Source organism: Lampropedia cohaerens (genome assembly GCF_001005215.1).
Classification (GTDB): domain Bacteria; phylum Pseudomonadota; class Gammaproteobacteria; order Burkholderiales; family Burkholderiaceae_C; genus Lampropedia; species Lampropedia cohaerens.
In genome coordinates this window covers 1-24,706 of the sequence record NZ_LBNQ01000026.1, presented here as the reverse complement: position 1 = coordinate 24,706, position 24,706 = coordinate 1, and the positions used below count along the sequence as shown (strand labels likewise).

General features: G+C 64.5%; 21 protein-coding genes and 1 pseudogene. 13 read left to right on the top strand and 9 right to left on the bottom strand.

Going from position 1 to position 24,706, the window contains the following annotated elements; all coding sequences use genetic code 11:
• Positions 1-98: 98 nt before the first annotated feature.
• The 9 genes from AAV94_RS14395 to AAV94_RS09445 all read right to left on the bottom strand — a co-directional run bounded on the left by AAV94_RS14395 (position 99) and on the right by AAV94_RS09445 (position 11,688).
• Positions 99-1,163 carry an alpha/beta hydrolase gene (locus tag AAV94_RS14395; protein WP_052755002.1) on the bottom strand — a complete coding sequence of 355 codons (1,065 nt, stop codon included), beginning with the start codon at positions 1,161-1,163 and terminating at the stop codon, positions 99-101.
• Entirely contained in the window at positions 1,160-2,164 is a 1,005-nt protein-coding gene (locus AAV94_RS09485) for an alpha/beta hydrolase (RefSeq protein ID WP_084824860.1), read from the bottom strand. The genes AAV94_RS14395 and AAV94_RS09485 overlap by 4 nt, the downstream gene beginning before the upstream one ends.
• The gene (locus AAV94_RS09480; protein WP_052755001.1) at positions 2,154-4,622 is read right to left on the bottom strand and encodes a TonB-dependent siderophore receptor; all 2,469 of its coding nucleotides are present in this window, start codon (positions 4,620-4,622) and stop codon (positions 2,154-2,156) included. The genes AAV94_RS09485 and AAV94_RS09480 overlap by 11 nt, the downstream gene beginning before the upstream one ends.
• Before the next feature lie 157 nt (positions 4,623-4,779).
• A complete protein-coding gene (locus AAV94_RS14390) occupies positions 4,780-6,234 on the bottom strand; it encodes a sigma-70 family RNA polymerase sigma factor (protein WP_197408051.1) in 1,455 nt (484 codons plus the stop codon).
• A gap of 254 nt (positions 6,235-6,488) precedes the next feature.
• A complete protein-coding gene (locus AAV94_RS09465) occupies positions 6,489-7,289 on the bottom strand; it encodes a phosphodiesterase (RefSeq protein WP_046742095.1) in 801 nt (266 codons plus the stop codon).
• Between the two features lie 79 nt (positions 7,290-7,368).
• Positions 7,369-8,655, bottom strand: a complete 1,287-nt coding sequence (locus AAV94_RS09460) for an ABC transporter substrate-binding protein (protein ID WP_046742094.1) — start codon at positions 8,653-8,655, stop codon at positions 7,369-7,371.
• A gap of 77 nt (positions 8,656-8,732) precedes the next feature.
• The gene (locus AAV94_RS09455; RefSeq protein WP_231731336.1) at positions 8,733-9,572 is read right to left on the bottom strand and encodes a carbohydrate ABC transporter permease; all 840 of its coding nucleotides are present in this window, start codon (positions 9,570-9,572) and stop codon (positions 8,733-8,735) included.
• Between the two features lie 5 nt (positions 9,573-9,577).
• A complete protein-coding gene (locus AAV94_RS09450) occupies positions 9,578-10,510 on the bottom strand; it encodes a carbohydrate ABC transporter permease (RefSeq protein WP_046742092.1) in 933 nt (310 codons plus the stop codon).
• Complete coding sequence (locus AAV94_RS09445; protein ID WP_046742091.1) at positions 10,507-11,688, bottom strand: ABC transporter ATP-binding protein; 1,182 nt, start codon at positions 11,686-11,688, stop codon at positions 10,507-10,509. The genes AAV94_RS09450 and AAV94_RS09445 overlap by 4 nt, the downstream gene beginning before the upstream one ends.
• 521 nt (positions 11,689-12,209) lie before the next feature.
• Between AAV94_RS09445 and AAV94_RS09440 the strand changes: the two genes are divergently transcribed.
• The 13 genes and pseudogenes from AAV94_RS09440 to AAV94_RS09380 all read left to right on the top strand — a co-directional run.
• A complete protein-coding gene (locus AAV94_RS09440; RefSeq protein WP_046742090.1) occupies positions 12,210-12,929 on the top strand; it encodes a GntR family transcriptional regulator in 720 nt (239 codons plus the stop codon).
• 14 nt (positions 12,930-12,943) lie between these two features.
• Positions 12,944-14,581: an ABC transporter substrate-binding protein gene (locus AAV94_RS09435; protein WP_046742089.1), complete on the top strand. Its 1,638-nt coding sequence runs from the start codon at positions 12,944-12,946 to the stop codon at positions 14,579-14,581.
• 22 nt (positions 14,582-14,603) lie between these two features.
• Positions 14,604-15,593 (top strand): ABC transporter permease, encoded by a 990-nt coding sequence (locus AAV94_RS09430; protein WP_197408050.1) that lies wholly within the window; start codon positions 14,604-14,606, stop codon positions 15,591-15,593.
• A complete protein-coding gene (locus AAV94_RS09425; RefSeq protein WP_046742088.1) occupies positions 15,590-16,495 on the top strand; it encodes an ABC transporter permease in 906 nt (301 codons plus the stop codon). Before AAV94_RS09430 ends, AAV94_RS09425 begins: the two co-directional genes overlap by 4 nt.
• Before the next feature lie 11 nt (positions 16,496-16,506).
• Positions 16,507-17,472 carry an ABC transporter ATP-binding protein gene (locus tag AAV94_RS09420; protein WP_046742115.1) on the top strand — a complete coding sequence of 322 codons (966 nt, stop codon included), beginning with the start codon at positions 16,507-16,509 and terminating at the stop codon, positions 17,470-17,472.
• Positions 17,473-17,559: 87 nt separating this feature from the next.
• A complete protein-coding gene (locus tag AAV94_RS09415; protein ID WP_046742087.1) occupies positions 17,560-18,588 on the top strand; it encodes an ABC transporter ATP-binding protein in 1,029 nt (342 codons plus the stop codon).
• Between the two features lie 377 nt (positions 18,589-18,965).
• On the top strand, positions 18,966-20,540 hold the full coding sequence (locus tag AAV94_RS09410) for a gamma-glutamyltransferase family protein (RefSeq protein WP_046742086.1): 1,575 nt from the start codon (positions 18,966-18,968) through the stop codon (positions 20,538-20,540).
• Between the two features lie 88 nt (positions 20,541-20,628).
• Positions 20,629-21,348 (top strand): tRNA (adenosine(37)-N6)-threonylcarbamoyltransferase complex dimerization subunit type 1 TsaB, encoded by a 720-nt coding sequence (tsaB, locus tag AAV94_RS09405; protein ID WP_046742085.1) that lies wholly within the window; start codon positions 20,629-20,631, stop codon positions 21,346-21,348.
• A gap of 187 nt (positions 21,349-21,535) precedes the next feature.
• Positions 21,536-21,820, top strand: a complete 285-nt coding sequence (gene rpsP, locus AAV94_RS09400; protein ID WP_046742084.1) for a 30S ribosomal protein S16 — start codon at positions 21,536-21,538, stop codon at positions 21,818-21,820.
• Between the two features lie 322 nt (positions 21,821-22,142).
• A complete protein-coding gene (gene rimM, locus AAV94_RS09395) occupies positions 22,143-22,721 on the top strand; it encodes a ribosome maturation factor RimM (protein WP_046742114.1) in 579 nt (192 codons plus the stop codon).
• A 15-nt stretch (positions 22,722-22,736) separates the two neighbouring features.
• Positions 22,737-23,549 (top strand): tRNA (guanosine(37)-N1)-methyltransferase TrmD, encoded by an 813-nt coding sequence (trmD, locus tag AAV94_RS09390; protein ID WP_046742083.1) that lies wholly within the window; start codon positions 22,737-22,739, stop codon positions 23,547-23,549.
• A 158-nt stretch (positions 23,550-23,707) separates the two neighbouring features.
• Positions 23,708-24,100, top strand: coding sequence for a 50S ribosomal protein L19 (gene rplS / locus AAV94_RS09385; protein WP_046742082.1), 393 nt, complete (start codon positions 23,708-23,710; stop codon positions 24,098-24,100).
• Positions 24,101-24,282: 182 nt separating this feature from the next.
• Positions 24,283-24,706: pseudogene (locus AAV94_RS09380) on the top strand (IS5 family transposase); the annotation flags it as partial.

The following is a 24,706-nucleotide window of genomic DNA, read 5'->3' as shown; positions in this document are numbered from 1 at the left end:
GTCCGGCAAGCGTGGTGGTGGCGGGGAGTGGATCAATGGGACTTTGCACCGCCACAGTGCAAGCAAAAGGCGGGCCATGGCGTTGTTTTGGTGCGGAGCTACAGCTTTTCGAGCTGCGGCAATGGCACGCCGAGCAAGCAATGCAGGGCATCATCCACGGAGGGGGCCATCATGGCTGGGTGTGATGCCTTGGCAAACTGGCGGAAATACACCTCGAAGCCGACGACCTGCGCCAGTCGCGCCGCGCAGTCGCGCGCCTCTGTCTGCGGCACGCTGTGCCTGCCCGTGCCGGGGCGGAGCGAAGGTTCATGTCCCGATGCCTCCTGTGCGCGTGCCCGATCGGGTCGGGGCGCCGAGCGTTCGATCAAAACACGTTTGGGGTGTCCAATGCGCCCGCCCGCCAGTGCCAGCGTTGCCAGAAACGCTGCTTCCTGCCGCAGGATTGATCCGCCGTTCCACCACAGCGATGGGTCGGCGGCAATCCAGGTGTCAAACAGATAGGGGCGTGTATACAGTGCGTAGAGTGTGAGCAGTCCGCCCAGGGAGTGACCGTAGAACCCCTGTTGCGTCGCTGCGCATGGCAGGCGTGTGGCGACGGCTGGACGCAGATCCCGCTCCAGAAAGTCCAGGAACAGGTCCTGACCGCCAGTGCGCAGGCCTGCGCGCGTGTTGGATGCCATCACGTCGGTTGCAGGGGTGTAGTCGAAAAAGCGGCGCTCCACATCGAAGCGGACATTGGCCGGGTAGCCGATGCCCACCAGTGCCGTGCGGGCCGCTGCTGCGGCGGCGGTGCCGGTGCCCTGGCGCAGGCGCTCCAGGGCATGCCAGGCCATTGGAAAGGTTGCATTGCCATCAAGTAGATACAGCACGGTGCAGTCTTGTGCCGCGGCGGCGTGTGGCTGTGCGAGATGGATGCGCCAGGCTGGTCCCGTGTGCTGGCTGCTGTGCAGGTCGAAGTGCATCACGCGTGCATCGTCGATCACCTCAGGAGGCCCGCCTGCATAGCGCTGCGCAGCGGTAGTGCCTGGCGTCGCGCTGTTTGTGGGCTGACTGTGCGAGGAGGGCGTCTGCGCCATCGCGCCGGTGCAGATGGCGGCCAGCCCCAGCAGTGCCTGACGACGGCCAAAGGGCGCACACCGTTGGGGTTCGTGTTGGGCCGTCATGCTGCGCGCTCCCAGCGCTCGGCGTGCGAGGGGATGGCACCTAGCGCAAAGACAATCGCGTCTTCCACCAGCGCGGCGAGCATGGAACCATGGGATGCATCGACTTGCTGGCGATGCCAGAGTGGCAGGCTCTGCAAATGTGCGAGGGGGGCTGCGGGGTGGGGGCGCTCTTGGGCAGGCGGCCCGGAATTCTCCAGCAGTACGTGCAGGGGCAGCGCCAGCCGCCCGCCTGCGGCCTGTATTCCGGCGATAAAGGCGGCCTGCTCCTGCAGCAGTGCGCTGCCATTCCACCAGAAAGATGGATCGCCTGCAATGTAGCGTTGGAACAGTCCTGGCTGGCGGTACAACACGTGCATGGCAAACTGTCCGCCCATCGAGTGGCCCAGCAGGCTCTGCGCCTGCATGTCCAGGTTCACCCGCTGACGCACTGCATCACGCAACGGCCCGGCCAGGAAGGAGCGGAACACGTCCCGCCCCCCCGTGGTCAGATCGCTGCCCCGCGCCTGCCGGAACTCCAGTGGGGTGTAGGCGGTGAAGTCCTCATACCGTCGGGGCGTATCGATGCGCAGGCCCGAGGGGTAGCCCACGCCGATCAGCACCAGTGTGTTCAGCTTTTCCGCCAGCGCAGGGCGGGTCTGCCGCAGCTGCGACAGTGCATGCCAGGCCAGCGGGAATGTGGCATTGCCATCCAGCAGATACAGCGCTGGTGCACCGCGCTCGGGTACGCGCGTGCGCGGCACTGCCAGATGAATCTGCCATGGCTGCCCGGTCATCGACTGACCGAGCGAAAACGACTGTACATGTGCGTCCCGGATGATTTCGGCCGGTTGCTGGTTGCCTCGCACAGCAGCAGAGCGTCGGGGCGAGGGTGCGCCGCCCGCTGCAGAAGCTGGCGACGAAGGCTGGGCGTTGGCGCTGGCGGCAAGGGTGAGCGCGGTGAGCGCTGTCAGCACCCGGCGGCGCGGAGGGAGGGTCTGGTTGGGCATGGAACTACCAGTCATAGGTCAGATTGGCGGAGACGGTCCGGCGGTTGCCGTAGTAGCAGGAAGAGGGACCGGTGCAGGCGACGGTGATCTTGTCAAACAGATTGGCCGCGTTCAGACTGAACTTCATGCCCTGCCAGGCACTGTTCCATTGGCCCAGGTCATAACGCAGCGCAGCGTCCCAGATGGTCTTGGCGCTGTTTTTCCAGGTGTTGGCGTTGTTGCCATAGCTGGCTCCGGTATGCCGTACACCCAACCCCAGACTCAGCCCGGCGCCAGCGCGCCAGTCGCCCCGCAGAGCGATGATCTGCCGGGGGACGCGTCCAAGCCGCTTGCCCAGATCGTTGCTGTTGCTGGCCGTGACCTTGGCATCCTGGAACGTGTAGGCGCCGTTGAGCATCAAGGCCGGCGTGACGGCGTAGGTGCCTTCCAGTTCCAGGCCGCGCACGCGCCCCTCGCCACTTTGCACATAGCACTGCCCACCGTCGCAAAGATGGTCGGGATCCGGGTCGGGCGTGCGGATGTTGCTTTGCACGATCTGGTAGAGGGATGCGGTCACCAGATTCTGGCTGCCTGCAGGCTGGTATTTCACACCCATCTCGAACTGCTTGCCCATGACCGGATCAAACGGTTTGCCATGGTAGTCCTCGCCCGAGGAAGGCTCGAAGGACGTGGAATAGTTGGCGAACGGCGCCAGGCCGTTTTCCAGCAGGTAGGTGATGCCGATGCGACCTGTGGTGGCGAGGTTGCGGTCATCGGTGCGGCTGTTGGCTGCCAGATTCAGTGTTTTATTTCTGGACCAGTCGCGCCGCAAGCCCATGGTCAAGGTCCAGTTCTGCCAGAACAGCTGGTCTTGCAGGTACAGGCCGTGCTGGTAGCGTCCGGTTTCCCGACTCGGCTGGCGCGGGCCGATGACGACTTCCTGTCCGTACACGGGCTCGAACAGATCCAGTGGGCCAACAGTGCCGGAGGCGGAATCGACGCGGATATTGGTGTTCTGATAGTCGAAGCCCAGCATCAGCGCATGAACCACCGCACCGGTTTCCAGCGCATAGCCGACATTGGTGTCGATGCTGATGCCTGTGCTGCGATTCTTGTTGGAATTGGCGGTGCCGGTCATGGTACGGCCATCGGCCAAGAGTTTGCGTCGCCCCGCGCCTTCGCTGATCATGTCCACCTCGATATAGCGCACGTTCTGACGCAGCGTGCCCGATTCCCCGAACAACTGCTCGAACGAGTAGCCGATGGCCGTCTGGTTGCGGTCGTAACGGTTGAACGAAGGCTCACCGAGAAAACGGCTGGTGGGCACCTTGCCAAAAGGAGATGGCCGGGCAATGCCGGAGGCAGGCAGAAACTGGTAGGTGGCTCCGCCGCGATCCTGCTGGTAGTTGCCCAGCAACGTCAGCGAAGTGCGGTGGCTGGGTTGCCACGTCAGGCTGGGGTTGAAGAAGATCCGGTTGAGGTCCACGTAATCGACTTGCGTGCCCGAATGCGAGGCCGCCGACACTAGTCGGTACAGCAGGGTCCGGTCCGCATTGAGCGGGCCGCTGAAGTCAAGGTTGGCGCGGATCAGGCCCCAGTTGTCGGTCTGCAGGCCGACCTGGCGTCTTGCGTGTTCTGTCGGGCGCTTGCTGCGCATGTTGACGATGCCGCCCGGCGCAACCTGGCCATAGAGTGTGGAGATGGGGCCGCGTACGACCTCCACGCGTTCCAGGCCATAACTGTCAAAGCGTGTCGACAACGCGGAGGCGCCGCTGCTGCTGCCCGGTGGACGCAATCCATCCAGGTACATGTTGTTGGCGAAACTGCCGGTGCGAAAGCCGCGGACCCAGATTTCGTCCACGCGCGAGTCCGTGCCATTGGTGCCGATGTCCACGCCCGCAAGGTACCCCAGCGACTCCTGTACCGATTGGGCACCGAGCAGGTCCATTTTCTCGCGGGTCACCACCGACACGGATACCGGCGTTTCAAGCAGGGCAGTATCGGTTTTTGTGGCGCCATAGGCACGGCTGGCCACCAGCCCTTGCTCGTTGGCGCCGCCGAGGCCCTGCGCGATGACGACGACTTCCGTGAGCGTGTGCGCTGATGCGTCGGCGTCAGGGACGGGCGCGGCGATCACCGTCCAGGCCGTACCGCTGCGCGTTGCGCGCAGCCCGGTGCCTGCCAGCGCGGTCTCCAGTGCCTGTTGCAGTGTGAGTGGCCCCTGGATGGCGGGCGCCACTTTGCCTTCGAGCAGGCTGGCGTCACCGCCGATGGCAACCGCGTAATGGCGCGAAAGCGCCTGGAGCGTGCGCGGCAATGGCTGTGCCGGCAGCTGGAGGGGGCGGACATCTGCGGCCGCCTGCCGAGTGGACGGTTGCGCCTGGGCGGTCGCCGCCGCGCCGCTCAGGGCAAGGGCGGCAAGGCATGCCGTAGTGCATGCGATGGGCGTGGCCGCCAGCTTGCGTCGCTGTAGCCGGGTCTGTGTTGTCACCATTTCGAAGAATTCCTCATGCTGTCGATACCGGTGAAGACCAACGCCTCGTGAAAAATACGACAAACATTTCTGTAATAAAACGTATCTTCACCCTGCAAGGTGACACCGCCCAGCGCCGTGACTGGTGTGGTTGCGACCGCCGTATGTGGAGCGCCGTTCAGCGGCGTCGCTGCAGCGCCGGCGCGACAAGCGCGATGCAACCATCGGCGCGGCGCGTGGATTGCAGTCCATACATGTCCTGCAGCGCGCGAAGAAAGGATTCGGGGTCTGCGATGCGGTACCGACCACTGATGCGCAAGGGCACATCCGCCCTGTCTTCAGGCAACACCAGCGGCGTACGCAGATACTGGTTCCAGCGGCTGATGGCGTGGGGTAAGGGAGTCTGCGCGAACACCAGCCAGCCTTGCGTCCAGGCTGCCACGTCCTGGGGCGCAATGGGCGTGACGGCCTGTACCCCATGGGCGTCAATCACGACGCTGTGCCCCGGCTGGAGCACAATGCTCGGGACAGCGGTATCAGAGACATCGGCAGCACCGTTCGCATATACCGCGACGCTGCCGGAAGCCACAGCTACCTGCAGCTGATGGGCATGGCTTGCGACGCTGAACCGGGTTCCGAGGACGCGCACCTGGCCCCAGCTGGTCTGGACAATGAAGGGGCGACGGGCGTCGGCACGAACTTCCAATGCCATCTCTCCATGGAGGAGCTGGACGATGCGGCGATGCCGATACAGGCGCGCATCGGCGCGGGTGTTGGGGGCCAGCTCAAGGTTGCTGCCCTCCGGCATGCGCTGGCGCAGGTGTTGCCCAAGTCCGGTTTGCAGCGCCATGTTCCATAGCGGCTGACGCCAGTACCAGCGCGCGCCCCAACCGCCGCCGGCCAGCAGCATCGCGGCAATGGCCAGCAATCCGGCGCGACGGCCTGGGTTGTCGGGTGCACTGGCCGCTGGCGGCAGGTCAATGACAGTACGAAGCTTGCTGCCATCGGCCTGGGCCCAGAGCCGACTGGCGCAGGCGAGGGCGTTGGCATGGTCCGAGTCACGCAGTGCCAGCCGCTGCAGCTGCTGCCCTGCCTTGCGCGTGACGGCAGGCTCGCCATGCTGCAGGCGACCCAGCAACAAAATCGCGCGGCCTGTAGCGGCCGTGGCGCCAGATTCGGCATGCAGCATTTGCAATGCGCGCGCGACATGCTTTTCGACGGCTGCCGTGGTCGAGCCAAGATAGGCTGCTGCCTCCGCATAGCGCATGCCGTGAACGCGCACCAGCACAAATGCATCGCGCCGTTTAGCCGGCATGGCGTTCAACTGATGCTGCAGGTGAACCAGTCGTTGTCGCGCATCCAACTGCTCTTCGGGCGATGGCGAATGTGCCGCGCCAAGCACACCAAGGCACTGCAGCGCATCGGCTTCGATGGCACTGCGCCGCGCCTGGCTTGCCAGCAGGTTGCGCACGCAGTGGTAGAGAAACGCGCGCGGCTGGCGGATGGTGTGCCCGGCGTGCATGTGCTGCAATGCACGCAGGTAGGCTTCCATCACTGCATCTTCCGCAGCGTGGCGCGTGCCGGTTCGGCGGGTGAAATGGTGCAGCAGCTCGTCGTAATAGGTTTTGAACACGACCATACCGCCTGGCCAACGGCAGGCTTGCTTCAATACGCAACGGAAAAATGCTGTGCGATTTGGCGGCGGCTGGATCGGGACAGACTGGCGCGGCGATTGTAGCGTGCGCCATGCCATGCCCATCCTGCGGCGCGCTGCCTGGCAGTCAGTCTGCTGGCGCTGCCGACAGATCTTTCCTTGGCAGTCGCTTCATGGTCTTTCAATGCGGCGTCCTGCCGAAGGCCGCGGGCAGGTGCGGGTGCAGGTGGTGTTCAGGGGCCTGCGCACGGCTGCGTCTGCGCAGTCGGAGTCTGGCCCACCTGTGCCGCGTACGCACGAAAGCCGTTGGCATCAAGCATCAGCACGCGGTAGCAGGGTGTGCCTTCGGTCCACCAGGGGGTGGGATTGTCCGGGTCGGTGATGAACTGGTGCGCGCAGGCCTGGCCACTGCTGTAGGCAAAGCCATCGGCGCTGACGCCCGTCATGGCCACATGCAGATGACCGAAGACGATATGGCGCACGCCGTTGCGGTGATCGCGCAGCAGGCCCATCACGGCGTCGGCGTCGTGCAGGCCGATGTGTGTGAAGTGGGCCAGACCGTCGGGCAGCGGCGGGTGGTGCATGAAGACGGTCACGGGTTGATCGCCCGCGCCGGCCAGTGCATCGGCCAACCATTGCTGGCGCTGCGCACAGTAGCGTCCGCCGATGGTATTGGGATGGTGGGTGTCGAGCAGCAGCAGGCGGCCATGCGGGGTGTCGATGTGGCTTTGCACGAAGCCGTGCGTATCCACTGGCTGCTCGGGAAATGCCTGCACGAAGGCAGGGCGCGCGTCGTGATTGCCCAGCAGCAGGCGCAGCGGCGATGCAATCGGCGCGAGCAGCTCGCGCAGCAGTGCGTAGGCGCGCGGATCGCCGTCGTTGCACAGGTCGCCGGTGACGATGACGAGGTCCGCATCGGCATGCCTGGCGCACACGTCGGAGACGACCGCGCGCAGCCTGGCGGCGGGATCGAGCCCGTGCAGCAAGTGGCCGGGCGGCACGAGGTGGGTGTCGGTGATCTGGATGATTTTCATAACGAAGCGGGCGCCACGCCCTGACCCGTGCACACTCGCCGCAGGGGGCGGGGCGCGCGCCCGGCGCGGTTTGCAGGGGTTAGCGGATAAGCGCGTTGGTTTGCTCGACCAACTGCTTGAGGCCTTCCTCGGGCGAGACTTCACCGCGCATCACGGTGCCGATGATGTCGCGCTGGGTGCGCCAGATGCGCACCGAGTCGCCACCGGGGTAGCCTGCCCAGGGCCGCGACTTGTCGGCCTGGCGCGCGGCTGTCGCCACGTTCGGATGCTCGCGGTAGTACGGGGCGAGGAAGTCTTCACCGGTAGCGCGGATATTGGTCGGCAGATAGCCGGTGATGGGCACGATGATGCTTTGCGCCTCGGGGCCGGTGATCCACTTGGCGTACTTCCACGCTGCTTCCTGCTTGGCCTTGTCCTGCGTCAGGATGACGACGGCATTGCCGCCGGTGGGCACGCCGCCCTCTTCCTTGTTGTCCAGCGGGAACGTGGCGGTCTTGAGTTCGAAGCGATCGCCCACCAGGCCTTCAATGGTTTGCACATGGGCTGGGGTAGAGAAGATGAAGCCGGTCAATCCGGCGCCGAACTGCTGGCGCGACTGGTCCCAGTCCAGCACGGGCTGGCCGCCTTCGGTGACGAAGGCACGCAGGTACTGCAGGGCCTTGAGGCCGATTGCGTTGTCGAACGCCACCTTGCCTGTGGCGGGATCGGTCAGCGTGCCGCCTTGCTGGTAGATCATTGCCTGCCACAGCCAGTCGTCGGGCCAGCCGGCAATGTCGTAGGCCATGCCGGCCACGTTGTCCCCGGTCGCCTTGATCTTGGCGGCAAGTGCGATCAGCTCGGGCCAGGTGGTGGGCATGTTGTCGGGGTCGCCTCCGGCCTTGCGCACCAGGTCGGCGTTGATGAACATGATGGGCGACGAGGCATTGACCGGCAGACCGACCTGCACGCCGTTGACAACACCCAGTGCGGCCATCTGCGGGGTGAAGTTCTCGTCCATGAATTTCTGCCCGCCCTCGGCCTCGATGAATGGTGCGAGGTCGGTGATCTGGCCGCGCTGGCTGAGCGTCTCGGTCAGCTCCTGCAGCAGGTGGTAGCCCGAGAAGAACACGTCAGGCGCGTCGCCGGTGACGGCTGAGCGCAGCACCTGCTGGTGGCCTTCGTTGTAGGCGACTGCTGGCGCCAGGAAGTTGATCTTGATGCCCGGGTTGTTCTTCTCGAACTGCTCGGCAATCGGCTGGTGAAAGCGGGTGAAGCCGGGTAGGTTGTAGAGCACGTTGAGCGTGACGTCCTGGGCGGCACCGATGCCGGGAGCAGCCAGGCCAATGGCAAGCGTGCCGGCGGCGAGGAGTTTGTTGAGCAAGCGCATGGGATTTGAGCGGATAAGAAAGGCAGGGAAAAAGGCCTGTCCTTGCGAGCCGCGAGGAACAGGCGAAGGAAAGGCGTTTACTTGACGCCCGTCATGGTGATGCCGGCAATGAACTGGCGCCTGGCCAGCAGAAAGCACAGCACCATCGGTGCGGTGATCATGGTGGCGCCTGCCATCAGGGCGCCATAGTCGGCACCGGATTCGGCATCGGAAAAGAACAGCATGCCCAGTGGCGGCGTGGCGTATTCGATGTCGGTGACGACGATCATGGGCCAGTACAGGTCGTTCCAGTGCGCCACGATCGAGAACACGGCAAAGGCTGCCAGCGCCGGCAATGCTGCGCGCAGCACCAGACTCCAGCAGATTTCCAGTTCGGAGAAGCCGTCCAGACGGGCGGCCTCGATGATTTCGTCCGGATAGCTGCGAAAGCTCTGCCGCAACAGGAAGATGGCAAATACCGACAGCAGAAACGGCGCCATCAGTGCGAAGTAGGTGTTGAGCAGCTTGGCCTGCGCCAGGCCGACGTACAGCGGCAGTGCCAGCGCCTGCATCGGCACGCACAGCGCGGCAATGACCAGCGCAAGAAACAGCCGTTGGCCGGGAAAGCGCAGCTTGGCCAGCGCGTAGGCAGCGGGCACGGCGGTGAGTATCTGCACCAGCAAAATGCCCGCGCAAACGATCACCCCATTGAGCATCAAGCGCGCCATCGGCACCACGCTGGCCGCCTTGGCGTAGTTCTGGCCGCCGGCGAACTCCTGCGGAATGGGCCACAGCGAGACGTTGAAGATCTCCGCAGGCGGGCGCAGCGATGTCAGCACCATCCAGTAAAACGGCAGCAGCGTGAAGATGGCGCCAGCAATCAGCAGCAGCCAGGGGATGGCCCGGGCAACCAGGCGCAGTGGGAACATCGCAGGCATTGGCATCAGTAGTGCACCTTCTTGTCCATGTACAGGGTCTGCCAGATTGACAACACCAGCACGATGAGCAGAAACAGCAGCGTCAGCGCCGCGGCATAGCCCGTCTCCGCGTACTCGAAGCCTTCCAGATAGATCGCGTAGAGCAGCGTCTCCGAGCCCGAGCGGCCTTTGGTGAGCACGGCCACGGTCTCGAATACCTTGAAGGCGGAGACCGAGGTGGTGACGACCACGAACAAGGTGGTGGGCCCCAGCATCGGCCATGTCACGGTCAGGAAGCGGTCGAGCGGGCGACGCGCACCATCGAGTCTTGCGGCCTCGTACAGATCCTTGGGGATGTTGGTCAGTCCCGCCAGAAACAGCACCATGTTGAAGCCCAGCACCTGCCAGACGCCGATCAGTGCCAGCGTGGGGATGATCAGCGACGGCGTGGCAAGAAACGACAGCGGCTCCATGCCCAGCCAGCGGATGGCTGCGTTGACCGGGCCCAGCGATGGATGCAGTACAAACTGCCATACGGTCGCCATCGCCACCAGCGTCGCCGTCACGGGCAGGAAGTAGGCCGTCTCCCAGATCGCCCGGCTGCGTGTGCGGCTGTAGACCAGCAGCGCGAAGCCAAGCGCCATGCCAACGCCAAGGGGGATGACGATGGCAGCATAAACCAGCGTGTTGCGCATGGCGCGCAGAAAAACGGCGTCGTCAAAGGCGCGCCGGAAGTTGTCCAGGCCGATGAATGCAGTGTGGACGGCGCCGAGGCGGTAATCCGTCACCGAAAAGCCCAGCAGCAGCCCCAGCGGCGCGATGTAGATGGCCAGCAGCAACAGCGCGGCGGGGGCCATGAACAGCAGGCCACGGCGCATTGCGCGCGCCTCGATGGCATTGCGCCGTTGCGCTGGCGAGGCAGAGGGCACGCCTTGCGTGAGCGGTTGCGCAGTGCTCATGCGGCCATCTCCCGCGGGCGCTGCGCGTCGGTGGCGGTGGCCAGATGAAGCGCCGGCACGCACGTGCGGCGTGCTGCCTCTGCATCGAAGAGGTGCACGCGCGCCCAGTTACAGGCGATGTGTACCGTACTGCCTGCCGCCGGCGCGGCTTCGCCGGTGCGCTGGCGTAGCGTCAGTTGCAATGCTGCGTCGTGCAACAGCGCCAGCGTGACGAAGCGGTCGGCGCCGTGCGTCTCAAGGCGCACCACGCGGGCGGCCAAGCCCTCGCTGGCCAGATGCAGGTCCTCAGGCCGAATGCCCAGTGTGGCAGGCCCGGCGGCAACGCCCGGCGCGTGCAGCGGCAGAGGTTGTTGCCAGGCGTGCACGTGGCCTTGCGCGTCCACCTGCACCGGCAGCGTGTTGATGGTCGGTGTGCCAATGAAGCGCGCCACGGCCAGCGACGCAGGCGTGTCGTACAGCTGCGTGGGCGTGCCCAGCTGCAGAATGCGGCCGCCTTCCATCAACGCCACGCGATCAGACATGGTCATGGCCTCGACCTGGTCATGTGTGACGTAGATGAATGTCGCGCCCAGGCGCTTGTGCAGGGCGGTCAGCTCGCCGCGCATGTGCGCGCGCAGTCGGGCATCCAGGTTGGACAGCGGCTCGTCCATCAGAAACGCGGCTGGTGCGCGCACCAGCGCGCGCGCCAGCGCGACACGCTGGCGTTGGCCGCCCGAGAGCTGCGCAGGCTTGCGCTCCAGCAGCTGGCCGATCTCCAGCAGCTCGGCCGCTTGCTGCACGCGCGCATCAATGTCCCGCAGTATCGCCTTGCGCCCTGGCTGCAGCGCCCCTAGCCACGGCAGGCGGGCCCAGGCAGACAGCTGTCGCATGCGCAGCGGCGTGGCGATGTTCTGGCGCACCGTCATGTGCGGGTAGAGCGCATAGCTCTGGAACACCATCGCCAGATTGCGTTCGGCAGGGTCGACCTGCGTCACGTCCCGCTCGCCAATCGTGATGCTGCCGCGATCGGGTGATTCCAGTCCCGCAATGATGCGCAGCAAGGTTGACTTGCCGCAGCCGGACATGCCAACCAGCGACAAGAATTCTCCTGCCCGCACCTGCAGGTCGATGTTGGTCAGAACGTCGACCGGGCCGAAACGCTTGCCGACGCCGGTGATGTGTAGGGATTGCGCTGTCATTTTTGGGGAGCGTTGCCGGCGCGGACGGCCGCTTGACGCCCTGTCGCCAAGGCTTGTTGAACAAGCGCGGCATTGTTCAAGGCGCAGATGACAGGGGTATGACATGGCCTGCCGGGCGTGGGGGTCAGGATGGCGCGTCGGCGCAGCTGGGGCACAGGCGGGCGTCCGCACCTGTGGGCGGCTATTGCATGCGTTGCTGCGTGGCGGGGCGCGGACAGCGCATGACATTGATGGCAAGCAGGTTCGGCCGCCTGTGGCAAATGGCGCTGCGATCAAGGCATTGGCTATCTGCGTCCTGTCCAACGCCGGAATGCATCCCCCTGGTGCGGATGCACCATCTGCTGGCAGCCTCCCTCGACGTGAACGGCACCAAAGCGGGGCGGTGCGGCACGAGGAGGCTGTGGGACAGGTCCTCAGGCGGGGGGAGACGCTCTTTCTCGGGCGTTACGCCGATAGCCATCTTTGGCACGGCGTTTGCGTACATGGATAACTGTATCCACTTATCCAGTCATGCGGTTTCCATGGTGAATCCCTTGTTGCTCGGTCAGGACATCTACCACTTTGCCTCCACGGCAGAGCAGGATGCCTACCACCACATTCACGCGGCCATCCGCATGGGCCGCTATCAGGCGGGTCAGCGCCTGGTGCCCGAGACGATTGCCGCCGAGATCGGCACCAGTCGCATGCCCGTGCGGGAGGCGTTTCGGCGGCTGGCGGCGGAGGGGCTGGTGACCATCCGGCCCAACCGGGGCGCGGTGGTTACGGGGTTGGATGTGGCCGACATGCAGGAAGTTTTCGAGATGCGTGCGGTGCTGGAGGGGCTGGCCGTGCGGCTGGCTCTGCCACGCGTTACGCGCACGGTGTTGCAAACCCTGGATGACCTGCTCGATCGCATCGACGACCGCGACGAAAACCTGGCCGATTGGACCACGGCGCACCGCCATTTCCACGAAACGCTCTGCCGCCTCAGCGGCCGACCACGGTTGGTGCGGCAGATCGCCAGCCTGCACTCGTTGGTTGAGCCGCACATGCGGCTGTGGATCAATCAGGTCGAGTCCCGCCCCAGCGCCCGCGCCGACCACCAGCATCTGTTGGATGCCCTGTGCGAGGGAGACCCCCAATTGTGCGAACAGACCATGCGTGAACACGTGCTCGACACCGTCCCTGATCTGCTGAAGCTGTTGCCGCCAGCGCGCGCCCAGCGCGAGGGCGCGCTCCATCCTCTTTCTTCCAACTTCTGATAAGGAGTGACCCCATGTCCCAGAGCGATTCCAAAGTCGACCACAAGACCCTGCTGGCCGAGAAGATGGCCGTTGATTTCCGCCGTCGAGACCTGTTTCGGCTGGCGGCTGCCGGCACTGGACTGCTGGCAGCCTCGGCGTTCGGAGTGGGCAAGGCGCATGCGCAGGCCAAGCGCGGTGGCACGCTGACGCTGGCCTGGCTGGATGCGGTCGACACGCTGGATCCGCATTTCACGATGTCCGGCGGCTCGATCAAGGTGCTCAACAACGTCTTCAACGGCTTGCTCAAGGTGGCCTATGACGGTGAGAAGGTCAGTTTCGTGCCGGATCTGGCGCAATCGTGGGATATGGTCAGCGAGACCGAGCACGTCTTCAAGTTGCGCGATGGCGTGAAGTTCCACAACGGCGACGTCTGCGATGCGGAAGCGGTCAAGTGGAGTCTGCTGCGCGTGGCAGATCCCGAGGTGAAGTCGCCCCATGCCTGGAAGTTCGAGCAGCTCGATGGCATCGACATCGTTGACCCGCTCACCATCCGGTTGCGTTTCAAGAAGCCGTTCGCCTTCCTGCCGGTGGCATTGACGGGCAGCACGGGCCGTGCAGGCACCATCGTCTGCCCGCGTGCCGTGCAGGAGTCCGGCAAGGGCTTTGGTCGCAAGCCAGTGGGCACAGGCCCCTTCAAGTTTGTCAGCTGGCTCGAGAACGATTCGCTCACGCTGGAGCGCAATCCCGAGTATTTCGAGGCAGGGCTGCCCTACCTGGACCGGGTGGTCATTCGCCTCATCAAGGAGCCCAGCGCGGGCGTGGCAGCGGTGATGGCCGGGCAGGTCGATGGGCTGTCGGTCTGTCCGTTCCAGTTCATTCCGCAGCTGCGCAAGAATCCCAACCTTGCCATCTATGGCCAGGTCGAGGGCAACTACGCGTTTCTTGGCATGAACAACAAGCGCGCGCCATTCGATGACAAGACGCTGCGTCAGGCGGTGGCGTTCGCCATCGATCGTGAAGTGATCGTCCAGCAAAGCTATTTCGGCGAGGCCATTGGCGCCTACACGCCAATCTCGCCACCCATGACGGATTTCTACGATCCCAACATCGCGCAGAGCGGGCGGGGGCAGTTCTTCGACCTGGAGAAAGCCAAGGCCTTGCGTGCCAAGTCGAAGGTGCAGGGCGAGATCAATCCGGTCTACATCGTCACCGATGGCTTCACAGGCTCGGGCGGGATGGGCACGCGCAATGCGCAGCTGATCGCGCCGATGCTGGAGCAAATTGGCATCAAGCCAAAGATCGAGCTGGTTGACCGCGCCGTGTGGGCGCAGCGGCGCAATGCGGGCGACTTCGACCTGTATGACGAGGCCTGGATTGCTGACCTTGATCCGGACGAGACGATCACACCGGAATGGTCGACTGGCAAGCCCTGGAACTTCGTTGGCTACAGCAATCCCGCCTTTGACCGGGCCGCCGCAGCGGCAGGGGAGACGATGGACGTCGCAAGGCGCAGGCAACTGTACATCGAGGCAGAGGATATTCTGATGGATGACGCGCCGCTGGCCGTGCTGGCGCACATGAAGGTGTTCAAGATTCTCTCCAAGAAAGTGCAGGGCTTCGAGTACATCCCGGCGGACCTGATGAATCTGCACAGCGTGTCGCTGGCCTGATGCCAGATTGCGAGGCTTGACCATGACTGCCGCCACGCTGACTGCTTCCTGGATGGCGCCCCCCTGGCTGCGACGCACGCTGGTGGCGATCGGGCAAACGCTGCTGGTGCTCTTTGTCGTTTCCGTCGTGAGCTTTGTGTTTCTCAAGCTCACGCCGGGCGATCCCGTCACGGTGATGCTGGGTTCGGACTTCTCGCAGGATGCCTACGACAAGCTCTACCACGACCTGGGGCTGGACCAGCCATGGGCACTGCAGTACTGGCATTGGCTGCACAGCTTCGTGCAAGGGGACTGGGGTCAGTCCTACGTGAGCCATCAGGACATTTTCGACCTCGCGGTCAAGGAGGCCCTGCCGGTGACGCTCACGCTCGCGGGCCTGTCGCTGCTGATCGCATTGCTCGTGGGCATTCCCCTCGGCGTGATCGCGGCGGTGCGCCGCAACAGCTGGGCGGATGTGCTGGCCAGCGTCACGGCCGTCGGTGGCAATGCCTTTCCCAGCTTCTTCCTCGGCGTGGTGCTGATCTGGGTTTTTGGTGTCTGGCTGGGGTGGTTTCCCACCATGGGCTATGTCTCGCCCTGGCAGGATTGGCGCGCTGGCCTGTGGCATCTGGCGTTGCCGGCACTGACGCTGGGCGCATGGTATGTCGGCCTGATCGCGGCGGTGACGCGCTCAAGCCTGCTGGAAGTGCTCGGGCAGCCCTACATGGCCGCAGCGCGTGCGCGTGGCGAGCCGCAGTGGCGCGTGATCTGGGTGCACGGCATGCGCAATGTGCTGATGCCGCTGGTGACGGTCATCGGTTTGCAGCTTGGTGGCATGTTGCGCGGCGCGGTGATGACAGAGGTGGTGTTCACGCTGCCGGGCCTGGGCATGATGATCACGCAGGCGGTGCAGACGCGCGAATACACCGTTGTGCAGGCCGGGATCATGATGACTGCGCTGCTTTTCGTATTGGTCAACTTCATCGTTGACCAGACCTATGTTCTGCTGGATCCGAGATTGCGCAAGAAATGACAACCCGTTCCACGATATCCCTGGCTGGTGCGCCCAAGCGCACGCCTGCGGCAACCTCCCGCGCGCGGCGCTTCTGGCTGGCGCTGCGCCGCCAGAACAAGGCCATGGTGGGCGGCAGCATCGTGCTGCTGTTCATCCTTGCGGCACTGTTTGCGCCGTGGCTGGCCACCCATCCGCCTACCGAGCAGGATTTCATGGCGGCCATGCAGCCGCCCTCGGCGGCACATTGGTTCGGCACCGATTCGTTCGGGCAGGACATTTATTCGCGGGTGCTGTATGGCGCACGGTCGGCATTGTGGGTGGGATTTGCCTCGGTGGCGCTGGGTCTGGTCGGTGGCGTCGTCATCGGCCTGATTGCCGGTCTGAAAGGCGGGCGCACCGAGTGGGCGCTGATGCGCGTGGTCGACGGGCTGCTGGCCTTTCCCGAACTCATCATGGCGATGGCCTTCATGGCGGTGCTCGGGCTAGGCGTGAGCAACGTGATTTATGCGCTGGCGCTGTCCTTTGTCGGACCTTTTGCACGCATGGTGCGCGCCGATGTGCTGCAGGTCAAGCAGCGGCCCTTCGTGGAAGCGGCGCGGCTGATGGGGGTGCCGCCCGCAACCATCGTGGTGCGGCACATCCTGCCCAATATCGTTTCGCCCATCCTCATCCAGGCAGGCATGCGCGTCTCGATCGCCATCTTGCTGGGCTCGGGCCTGTCGTTTCTTGGGCTCGGCGTGGTCCCGCCCACGCCCGATTGGGGCTTGATGATCTCCGAAGGGCGCGGCTTCATCATGATGGCGCCTTGGATGGCGGGCATTCCCGGCGTGGTGCTGGCGGTATTGCTGGTGGGCCTGAATCTGGCCGCCGAAGGACTGCGCGACGCGCTTGATCCACGCACGCGAGGGCAACGCGTATGACCACGATGACCATGCAAGCAAGTCAACAGCAGGCCGCAGGCGGCGCAGTGCCCTTGCACGTCGAGCAGTTCACACTGCGTCGCGGACCTGTCGCGGTGCTTGATGCCGTCTCGCTGACGCTCGCCGAGGGGCAGACGCTGGCGCTGATCGGCGAAAGCGGCGCAGGCAAGTCCACGCTGGCCTTTGCCGCGATGGGACTGCTCAACGAGCCGGGTGTGGCGATGGAGGGGGCGCTGCGTGTATGCGGCGACGACGTGGCGCACGCTGCGGAAAAGCAGTTGCGCCGCTGGCGTGGCACACGCATGGGGCTGATCTTTCAGGATGCCTCGGCCGCGCTGAACCCTTGCTTTACAGTGCTCGATCACTTGAGCGAGCCCTTGCGCCGGCATCGTGGCTATAGCCGGGCGCAGTGCCGCGAGCGCGCACTGGCATTGCTCGAGAGTGTCGGCATTGCCGACCCGCAGGCGCGCCTGAAGGCCTACCCGCACGAACTCTCCGGTGGCATGCAGCAGCGCGTGATGATTGCCATAGCGCTGGCGTGTGAGCCGCGCCTGTTGCTGGCTGACGAACCCACCAGCGCGCTGGATGTGACGATTCAGGCGCAGATCATGGCATTGATTCTGGAGCGGGTGCATGCGCTGGGCGCCTCGGCCGTGTTCGTGCTGCACGATCTGGCATTGGCAACGCAGGTTGCCGACCGGGTTGCGGTGATGTATGCCGGCCAGATCGTGGAGGAGGGGCCGGCCAAGGAGGTGCTCAATCATCCGCGGCATCCCTATACGCAAGGGTTGCGCGCCAGTGCAGTGGAGTTTGGCGCCGAGCGCCTGCAGCCGATTGCCGGCGTGGTGCCCGCCTTGTCGAACATGCCCCAGGGCTGCCGGTTTGCGCCGCGCTGCCCCCGCGCTACTGCACAGTGTGGTGAGCGGCCGCAGCCGCGCACCATGGGTGCCGTGAAGGTGGCATGTTGGAATCTGTGACGGAACTGACACTTGCGATTTCGTGCTTTCGCCATGTAGGTGCCATTGGCAGTAAGCACGCATAAACGGATTTTTGAGGACGCAGGAATGACGACGACCACGATGCACACCCACCCCGACGCTGCTCGCCAGGCGGTTGCTCCGCCGCTTTTTTCGCTGCTGGATGTGGAGAAGGTGTTTCCGATTGACGGCGGGCGTCGCCAGCTCAAGGCGCTCGACGGCATTCGTCTGGAACTGCGGCCGGGTGAATCGCTGGCGCTGGTGGGCGAGAGCGGTTCCGGCAAGTCCACCCTGGTGCGGGTGATGCTGGGGCTGGAGAAGGCCAGCAACGGGCGGGTGCTTTTCGGCACCAGGGATCTGGGGAATCTTGACCCTGCCGCGCGTCGCAAGTTCGCCCGCGAGGTGGCCTATATCTACCAGGATGCGCGCAGCTCGCTGAACCCACGCATGACCGTCGGGGAGCTGCTGGCAGAGCCGATCCGCCTGCATCAGCTGCGCGAAAGCGGCGAAGTCGGTGCGCGCGTCGATGCATTGCTGGCACAGGTTGGACTGCCGGAGGCAACGCGGCACCGCTATCCGAGCGAGCTGTCCGGTGGCCAGGTCCGCCGCGTGGCGGTGGCGCGCGCGCTGGCCAGCGAGCCACGCGTGATCGTGGCGGACGAGTCCGTGGCAGGGCTGGATGTGTCGGTGCAGGCGCAGTTGCTCAACCTGCTGCGCGACCTGCAGCGGGATACCGGGCTGGCCATGGTGTTCGTCACACACGATCTGGGCGTGGCGGCCTATCTGTGCGAACGGGTGGCCGTCATGTATCTGGGGCGCATCATGGAGCAGGGGCCGTCGCAGGCCATCCTGCGCGCACCGCGCCACCCGTATACGCAGGGCCTGCTGCAGGCCTTTCCGCGTTTTGACGCGCCGCTTACAGTCAGCCTCAAAGGCGAGATTCCAAGCCCGGCCAATCTGCCGCAAGGGTGTCGCTTCCAGAGTCGCTGCCCGCGCGTGGAGGAGGACTGCCGAACGATCGATCCGGTGCAGCGTGCGCTGCCGGGCAGGCAGGTCGCGTGCCTGCATCCGCTGCCTGCGGCGGAGCTGCAACATCTACAACACGCTGCAGCGTAAACAGGTTCTTAGAACCTGTTTACGATCTTTTCATGCACCGCGCAGTCAGGCAAAGGCGCGGCGGGCGAGGCGCCTGCCGCAGCCCAGACTGGGCGTCTGCGCAAGGCGGGCAACGCGGTCCGATGCGTCTTTGCCTGGCTGCCCCCTTGGGGTTGCCTCGCCAGACGCACGCTGCGGCGTTGCAAATCCTCGTCGGGCCACCAGCCCGACTGCGGTTTGCGCCTTGCATCGTATCGCCCGGTGAGGCAACGCGGCGTATGAAAAGATCGTGAACAGGTTCTCAGAACATGGCATGCGGCACCCCGAAACTTACGCTATCTGGAGAGGACATCTTGGCTATTAACTTCAACCCCAATCCTGCGCGCGGCGTGCGCGGCATGGTCACTGCACCGCATTCCCTGGCCAGCCAGAGCGCACTGGCCGTGCTGCGAGAAGGCGGCAACGCGGTCGAGGCGATGGTGGCGGCGGCGGCGACCATTGCCGTTGTCTATCCACACATGAACAGCATCGGGGGAGACGGGTTCTGGCTGATTTGCCGGCCCGGACAGGCGCCACGCGGCCTGGAGGCGTGTGGTGCGGCCGCCCAGGCCGCAAGCATCGACGCCTACCGCGCAGCGGGCCTGCAAAGCATTCCGTTTCGTGGCGGGATGGCGGCCAATACGGTGGCCGGCACGATCTCGGGCTGGGACGCGGCGCTGCAGTATTCGCGGCAAGAACTGGGCGGGCGGCTGCCGCTGGCGCGTCTGCTTGCCGATGCCATCGACTACGCGCAGGGCGGAATTCCGATCACGGCCAGCCAGTCGGTCTGTACGGCCCAGCGTATCGCACAGCTGGTTTCCATAGACGGCTATGCAGACACCTTTCTGAACCGCGACGGCAGCGCGCCTGCGCCCGGTAGCCGCTTCTGTCAGCCGCGTTTGGCGGCCACGCTGCAGCAGCTGGCAAGCGCCGGACTGGATGACTTCTACCGTGGTGATCTCGCACGCAGCATGGCTGCCGATCTGCAGCGGGTTGGCAGCCCGCTGACGCTGGCCGACCTGCAGGCACACCAGGCGGTGTGGAAGACGCCGCTGGCCTTGTCGCATTCGCAGGGCACCGTCTATAACATGCCGCCGCCAACGCAGGGGCTGGTGTCGTTGCTGATCCTTGGCCAGCTCGATCGGCTGCTGGATGCGAGCAGCATGTCGCCATTGGGCGCCAGCTACGTGCATGCCTGCGTGGAAGCGACCAAACAAGCCTTCGCGATTCGCGATCGGCACATTACCGATCCATCCTACATGCGCGTGGAGCCGCGTGATTTTCTGCAGCCTTCGGCGCTGGATGCGATGGCGGCGCGCATCTCGCCGGCGCAGGCGTTGGCCTGGGGCAATGGGCAGGGGCCGGCAGACACCATCTGGATGGGGGTCATCGATGGCGATGGCGTGGCCGTGAGCTTCATCCAGAGCATCTACCATGAGTTTGGCAGTGGTGTGGTGCTGGCTGATTCCGGTGTCAACTGGCAGAACCGTGGCTGTAGCTTCTCGCTCGATCCCCAGGCCCTCAATCCGCTCACGCCGGGCCGCAAGCCCTTTCATACGCTCAATCCTGCGATGGCGCAGTTTGCCGATGGCCGCACCATGGTCTACGGCAACATGGGGGGCGACGGACAGCCGCAGTCGCAGGCAGCCGTGTTCAGTCGCATCGCGGTATTTGGCATGAACCCGCAGGCGGCCATTGCTGCGCCGCGCTGGCTGCTCGGACGTACCTGGGGCGAGAGCAGCGATTCCCTCAAATTGGAGGCGCGATTTCCGGCCGAGACGGTACAGCAGTTGCAGCGCATGGGCCATCACGTGGACATTCTGCAAGCCTTTGACGAGAGCATGGGCCATGCCGGGGCCATCGTGCGCCATGCCGACGGCACCTTCGAAGGCGGCAACGACCCGCGCAGCGATGGTGTGGCGCTGGGGTGGTAGGCGGCTGCGCCGCAGGCGCGACGCCCTCGGCCCTTTTATACTCGGACGTTTTCGCTGCACGGCCTGCTGATCGGCAGCGGCTTTCATCATGCGACTGCTTGCCATCGATACCAGTACCGATACGCTCTCCATTGCCGTACGCCATGGTGCGCACCTCTGGCACAGAGAACAGGCTGGCGGGGCGCAGTCCTCGCGGGTGCTGCTGCCGGAGATTCTGCGTTTGCTCAAACAGGCGGATCTGTCGCTGGCAACCCTGGAGGCGATTATCTACGGCTGCGGACCGGGCGCGTTCACCGGATTGCGCACGACTTGCGCGGTAGCGCAGGGGCTGGCCTGGGGGCGGAATCTGCCGGCCTTGCCGGTGGACTCGCTGACAGCGCTGGCTGCGGCGGCTGCGCGCCTGCAGGGGCTTGACCGTGTTGTGGCGGTGCTGGATGCGCGCATGCAGGAGGTGTATGCGGCACCGCTGCGCTGGCAGGCCGATGCCAGTCTTGCTGGCGGAGGCGTCTGGCTGCTTGAGGATGAGATCCGCGTTCTGCCACCACAGGCGCTGCAGGTGCCGCAGGGGTATGCCCTGGTGGGCAACGCCTTCATCGCCTATCCCGAGCTCCAGACGCATTGGGCAGCACGTGGCCATGCGGTGGTACACGCCGTGCCGCAGGCGCGGGACATGCTGGCGGTGGCACCGGCGCTGATGGAGCGCGGCGCTATGCAGACGGCACAGCAGATTGCCCCGGTGTATGTGCGCAACAAGGTGGCACTGACCACGCAGGAGCGGGAACAGGCCAAATTGCAGCGCGACGCATGAAAAGATTGCTGGCGGCTTCTCATACATGTTCACTTTGCTATAATTGCCTGTTTTGCAGCGTCGTCGCTGGCCGGGTGGTCATGTCGCGTGTCTCAAGCGCTGTGGATATTTCGCATTCGCTGATCCTGCTTTTGCCGCAAGCGCCTTCTGGCGGCGGAGGGCAGGCTGGCATAAGGAAACTTTCGCAATGGTCGTAATCAGACTCTCCCGTGGCGGCTCCAAGGCACGTCCTTTCTACAACATCGTCGTGGCAGACAAGCGTGTTCGTCGCGACGGGCGCTTTATCGAGCGCATCGGTTTTTACAATCCCACGGCGCGTGGGGCCGAGCAGGGCCTGCGCCTGGATCATGATCGCCTGGCCTATTGGCAAGGTGTGGGCGCGCAGGCTTCCGAGACGGTGCTGCGTCTGGCCAAGCAAGCGGTCAAGCAGCAAGTTGGCGAGGCGCCTGCTGTCGAGACAGCGGCTGCTTGATGCACGGTTGACTGTGCGCATGCGCCAAGGCGCATGCGGCAAGCAGTCTGCAGGCATTGCCCACGCATGTGGTCAATGCCTTTGTTTTTTTGAGGTGTGCGCAAGTGCGGCGTACGCCTTGGCATGCGCAGATGGCGCAGGCGTGGCTTAGCGGGCTGCCCTCGTTATCCCAGGCGCCCGACACTTTCCAGGGGTCAACACTGTGGCAAAAGCTCCTCGCAATCTTCCTTCCCCGTCCGTCGCAGCGCAGGTGCCGGTGCGGCAGCAAGGTGCTGCCAGCGGCGCTTTGCCGCCGCATGTCCTTGAGCGGGTGCGTCAGGGCCTGGCGGGATTCGTGGCGCCGCAGGCGCCTGGTGGGCTGATTGAACTGGCGCGCATCGGCGGTGCGTGGGGTGTCAAGGGGCAGGTCAAGCTGATTCCCTTCAGCGCGGATGCTGAAGCGCTGCAGGAGGCTTCGTACTGGTATGTGCTGCCGCCAGCGGGCAGGGCGGCGCTGTTCAGCGCGCCATTGCGCGTAGATGTCGCGCACATCAGGGTGCAGGGCGACGCGCTGGTGGCGCAGTTGAAGGGTGTTGATGATCGCGACTGGGCGCAGGCCCTGCGCGGGGCAACCATCGCACTGCCGCGCTCGGCATTTCCTGCATTGCCTGACGGCGAGTATTACTGGGTGGATCTGATCGGCTTGGCAGTGGTCAATCGGCAGGGGGTGCAGCTCGGGCATGTGCGAGAGATGCTCTCCAACGGACCGCAGTCGGTGCTTGTCGTGCAGGAGCAGAAGCGCGAGAGTGGGCTCGCTGCGGGCAAGGCAGCCGAACATTTGATTCCGTTTGTCGAGGTGTACGTAGACGCTGTGGACCTTGCCGGCCAGACCATCACGGTGGACTGGCAGCCCGACTATTGATGGCGGGAATAGGCGATGCGGTTTGATGTCATTACCCTGTTTCCCGAGCTGATTGCGCCGTATCTGCAACATGGCGTGAACCGGCGCGCCAGCGCCGCCGGCGTGGAAGTGCATTTCTGGAATCCGCGCGATTTTGCCGACGGGGCCTATCGCCGCATTGATGATCGGCCTTTTGGCGGAGGGCCTGGAATGGTCATGCTGGCCGAGCCTCTGGCGCGTTGTGCCGATGCCATTCGTCTGGCCCGCGGCGAGGAAGTCGGCCCCTTTCGCAGCGCACATGCCGCGCGCGCGCCGCTGGTGTTCTTCACACCGGCGGGCGCGCCGCTGCGCCACGCGATGGTGGCCGAGTTTGCACAGTCGCAGCAGGGTGCGATACTCCTGTGCGGTCGCTATGAAGGCGTGGATCAGCGCTTTGTCGATGCCTATGTGGACCAGCAGATCAGTCTGGGGGATTTCGTGCTCTCCGGCGGGGAGGTGGCTGCGGCGGCTTTCCTGGATGCAGTGTTGCGCCTGCAGCCCGAGGTGCTGCATGCAGCGGACAGCCATGCGCAGGACAGCTTCAATCCAGCCATTTCCGGTCTGCTCGATTGTCCCCACTACACGCGCCCCGAGGTCTGGCGGACACAGCCCGTGCCTGAGGTTCTGCTCAGTGGCGACCATGCGCGCATTGCGGCCTGGCGTCGTCAGCAAAGCCTGCAGCTCAGCGCCCGGCACCGCCCAGACCTGCTGAAGCGAGCCCACGAGGCCGGCGCGCTCAGCGCTGCCGAAGTCAAGTGGCTGAGGGCGCATGCGGCGCCCATGGACAAGGGCACGGAAGGTGACAACTGACATGCTTACGCTATAATGCGCGGTTTTGATCCTCTTTCTGCGCGCATAAACTGTTTGGAGCGCCTGGCCTTTGGGATATCCAATGGCCTTGCGGCTTTGAACAGCGCCACTTTCGGCCAATACCTACTTAGCGCGGATACGATCCCAAAGGAACTGCCATGAACCTGATCCAGACCCTTGAAGCGGAAGAAATTGCCCGCCTGAACAAGGACATTCCCGATTTTGCGCCTGGTGACACAGTAGTCGTCAGCGTCAATGTGGTTGAAGGCAACCGCAAGCGTGTGCAGGCGTTTGAAGGCGTGGTGATTGCCAAGCGCAATCGCGGCTTGAACAGTGCCTTTACGGTGCGCAAGATTTCCAGTGGCGAGGGTGTGGAGCGTACCTTCCAGACCTACAGCCCGCTGATTGCGAAGATCGAAGTCAAGCGTCGCGGTGATGTGCGCCGTGCAAAGCTGTACTACCTGCGCGAACGCAGCGGCAAGTCTGCACGCATCAAGGAAAAGCTGCCTTCGCGCGTCAAGGTCGCCGCACCTGCTGCCGCGCAGGAATAAGCCGCGCGGAGTCGCCGCGCAATATCTTTGCGCGGGACCCGAGGAAACAACCGCTGAAGAGGGTGATTGGCCCGTTCAGCGGTTTTTTTGCGTCCATGTTTGTCTGGCATGCGTGACGCTTGCGCTTGGCAGCGAACCGGCGTTGTTGCACAAACGTCCCGAGTCTGCAGGCTAGCGCACCCATGACCAAGCCCGCTGCCGCCTAATACCGCACCACCAACTGGAAAGATTACAACGCAGCCCTCAAGGCCAGAGGCTCGCTCTCGGTCTGGCTGGATCGTGCCATGCAATGGCACGGCCAGCCCACCGGTCGTCGCGGTCGATCACCGACGTTCAGCGATGCCGCCATCCAGTTCTGCCTGACCATCAAGGGGCTGTTCGGCCTGCCGTTGCGCCAAGTCATCGGTTTCGTGCAGAGCCTGATGCATCTGGCGGACCTGGATTGGCCCGTGCCTGACTACAGCACGGTCTGCCGCCGCCAGAAAACGCTGACCGTGAACATCCCCTATCGCCCCAGTCGTGGTGGCTTGCATCTGCTGGTCGACAGCACCGGCGTGAAGATGCTGGGCGAAGGCGAATGGAAAACGAAGAAACATGGCTCGGAAT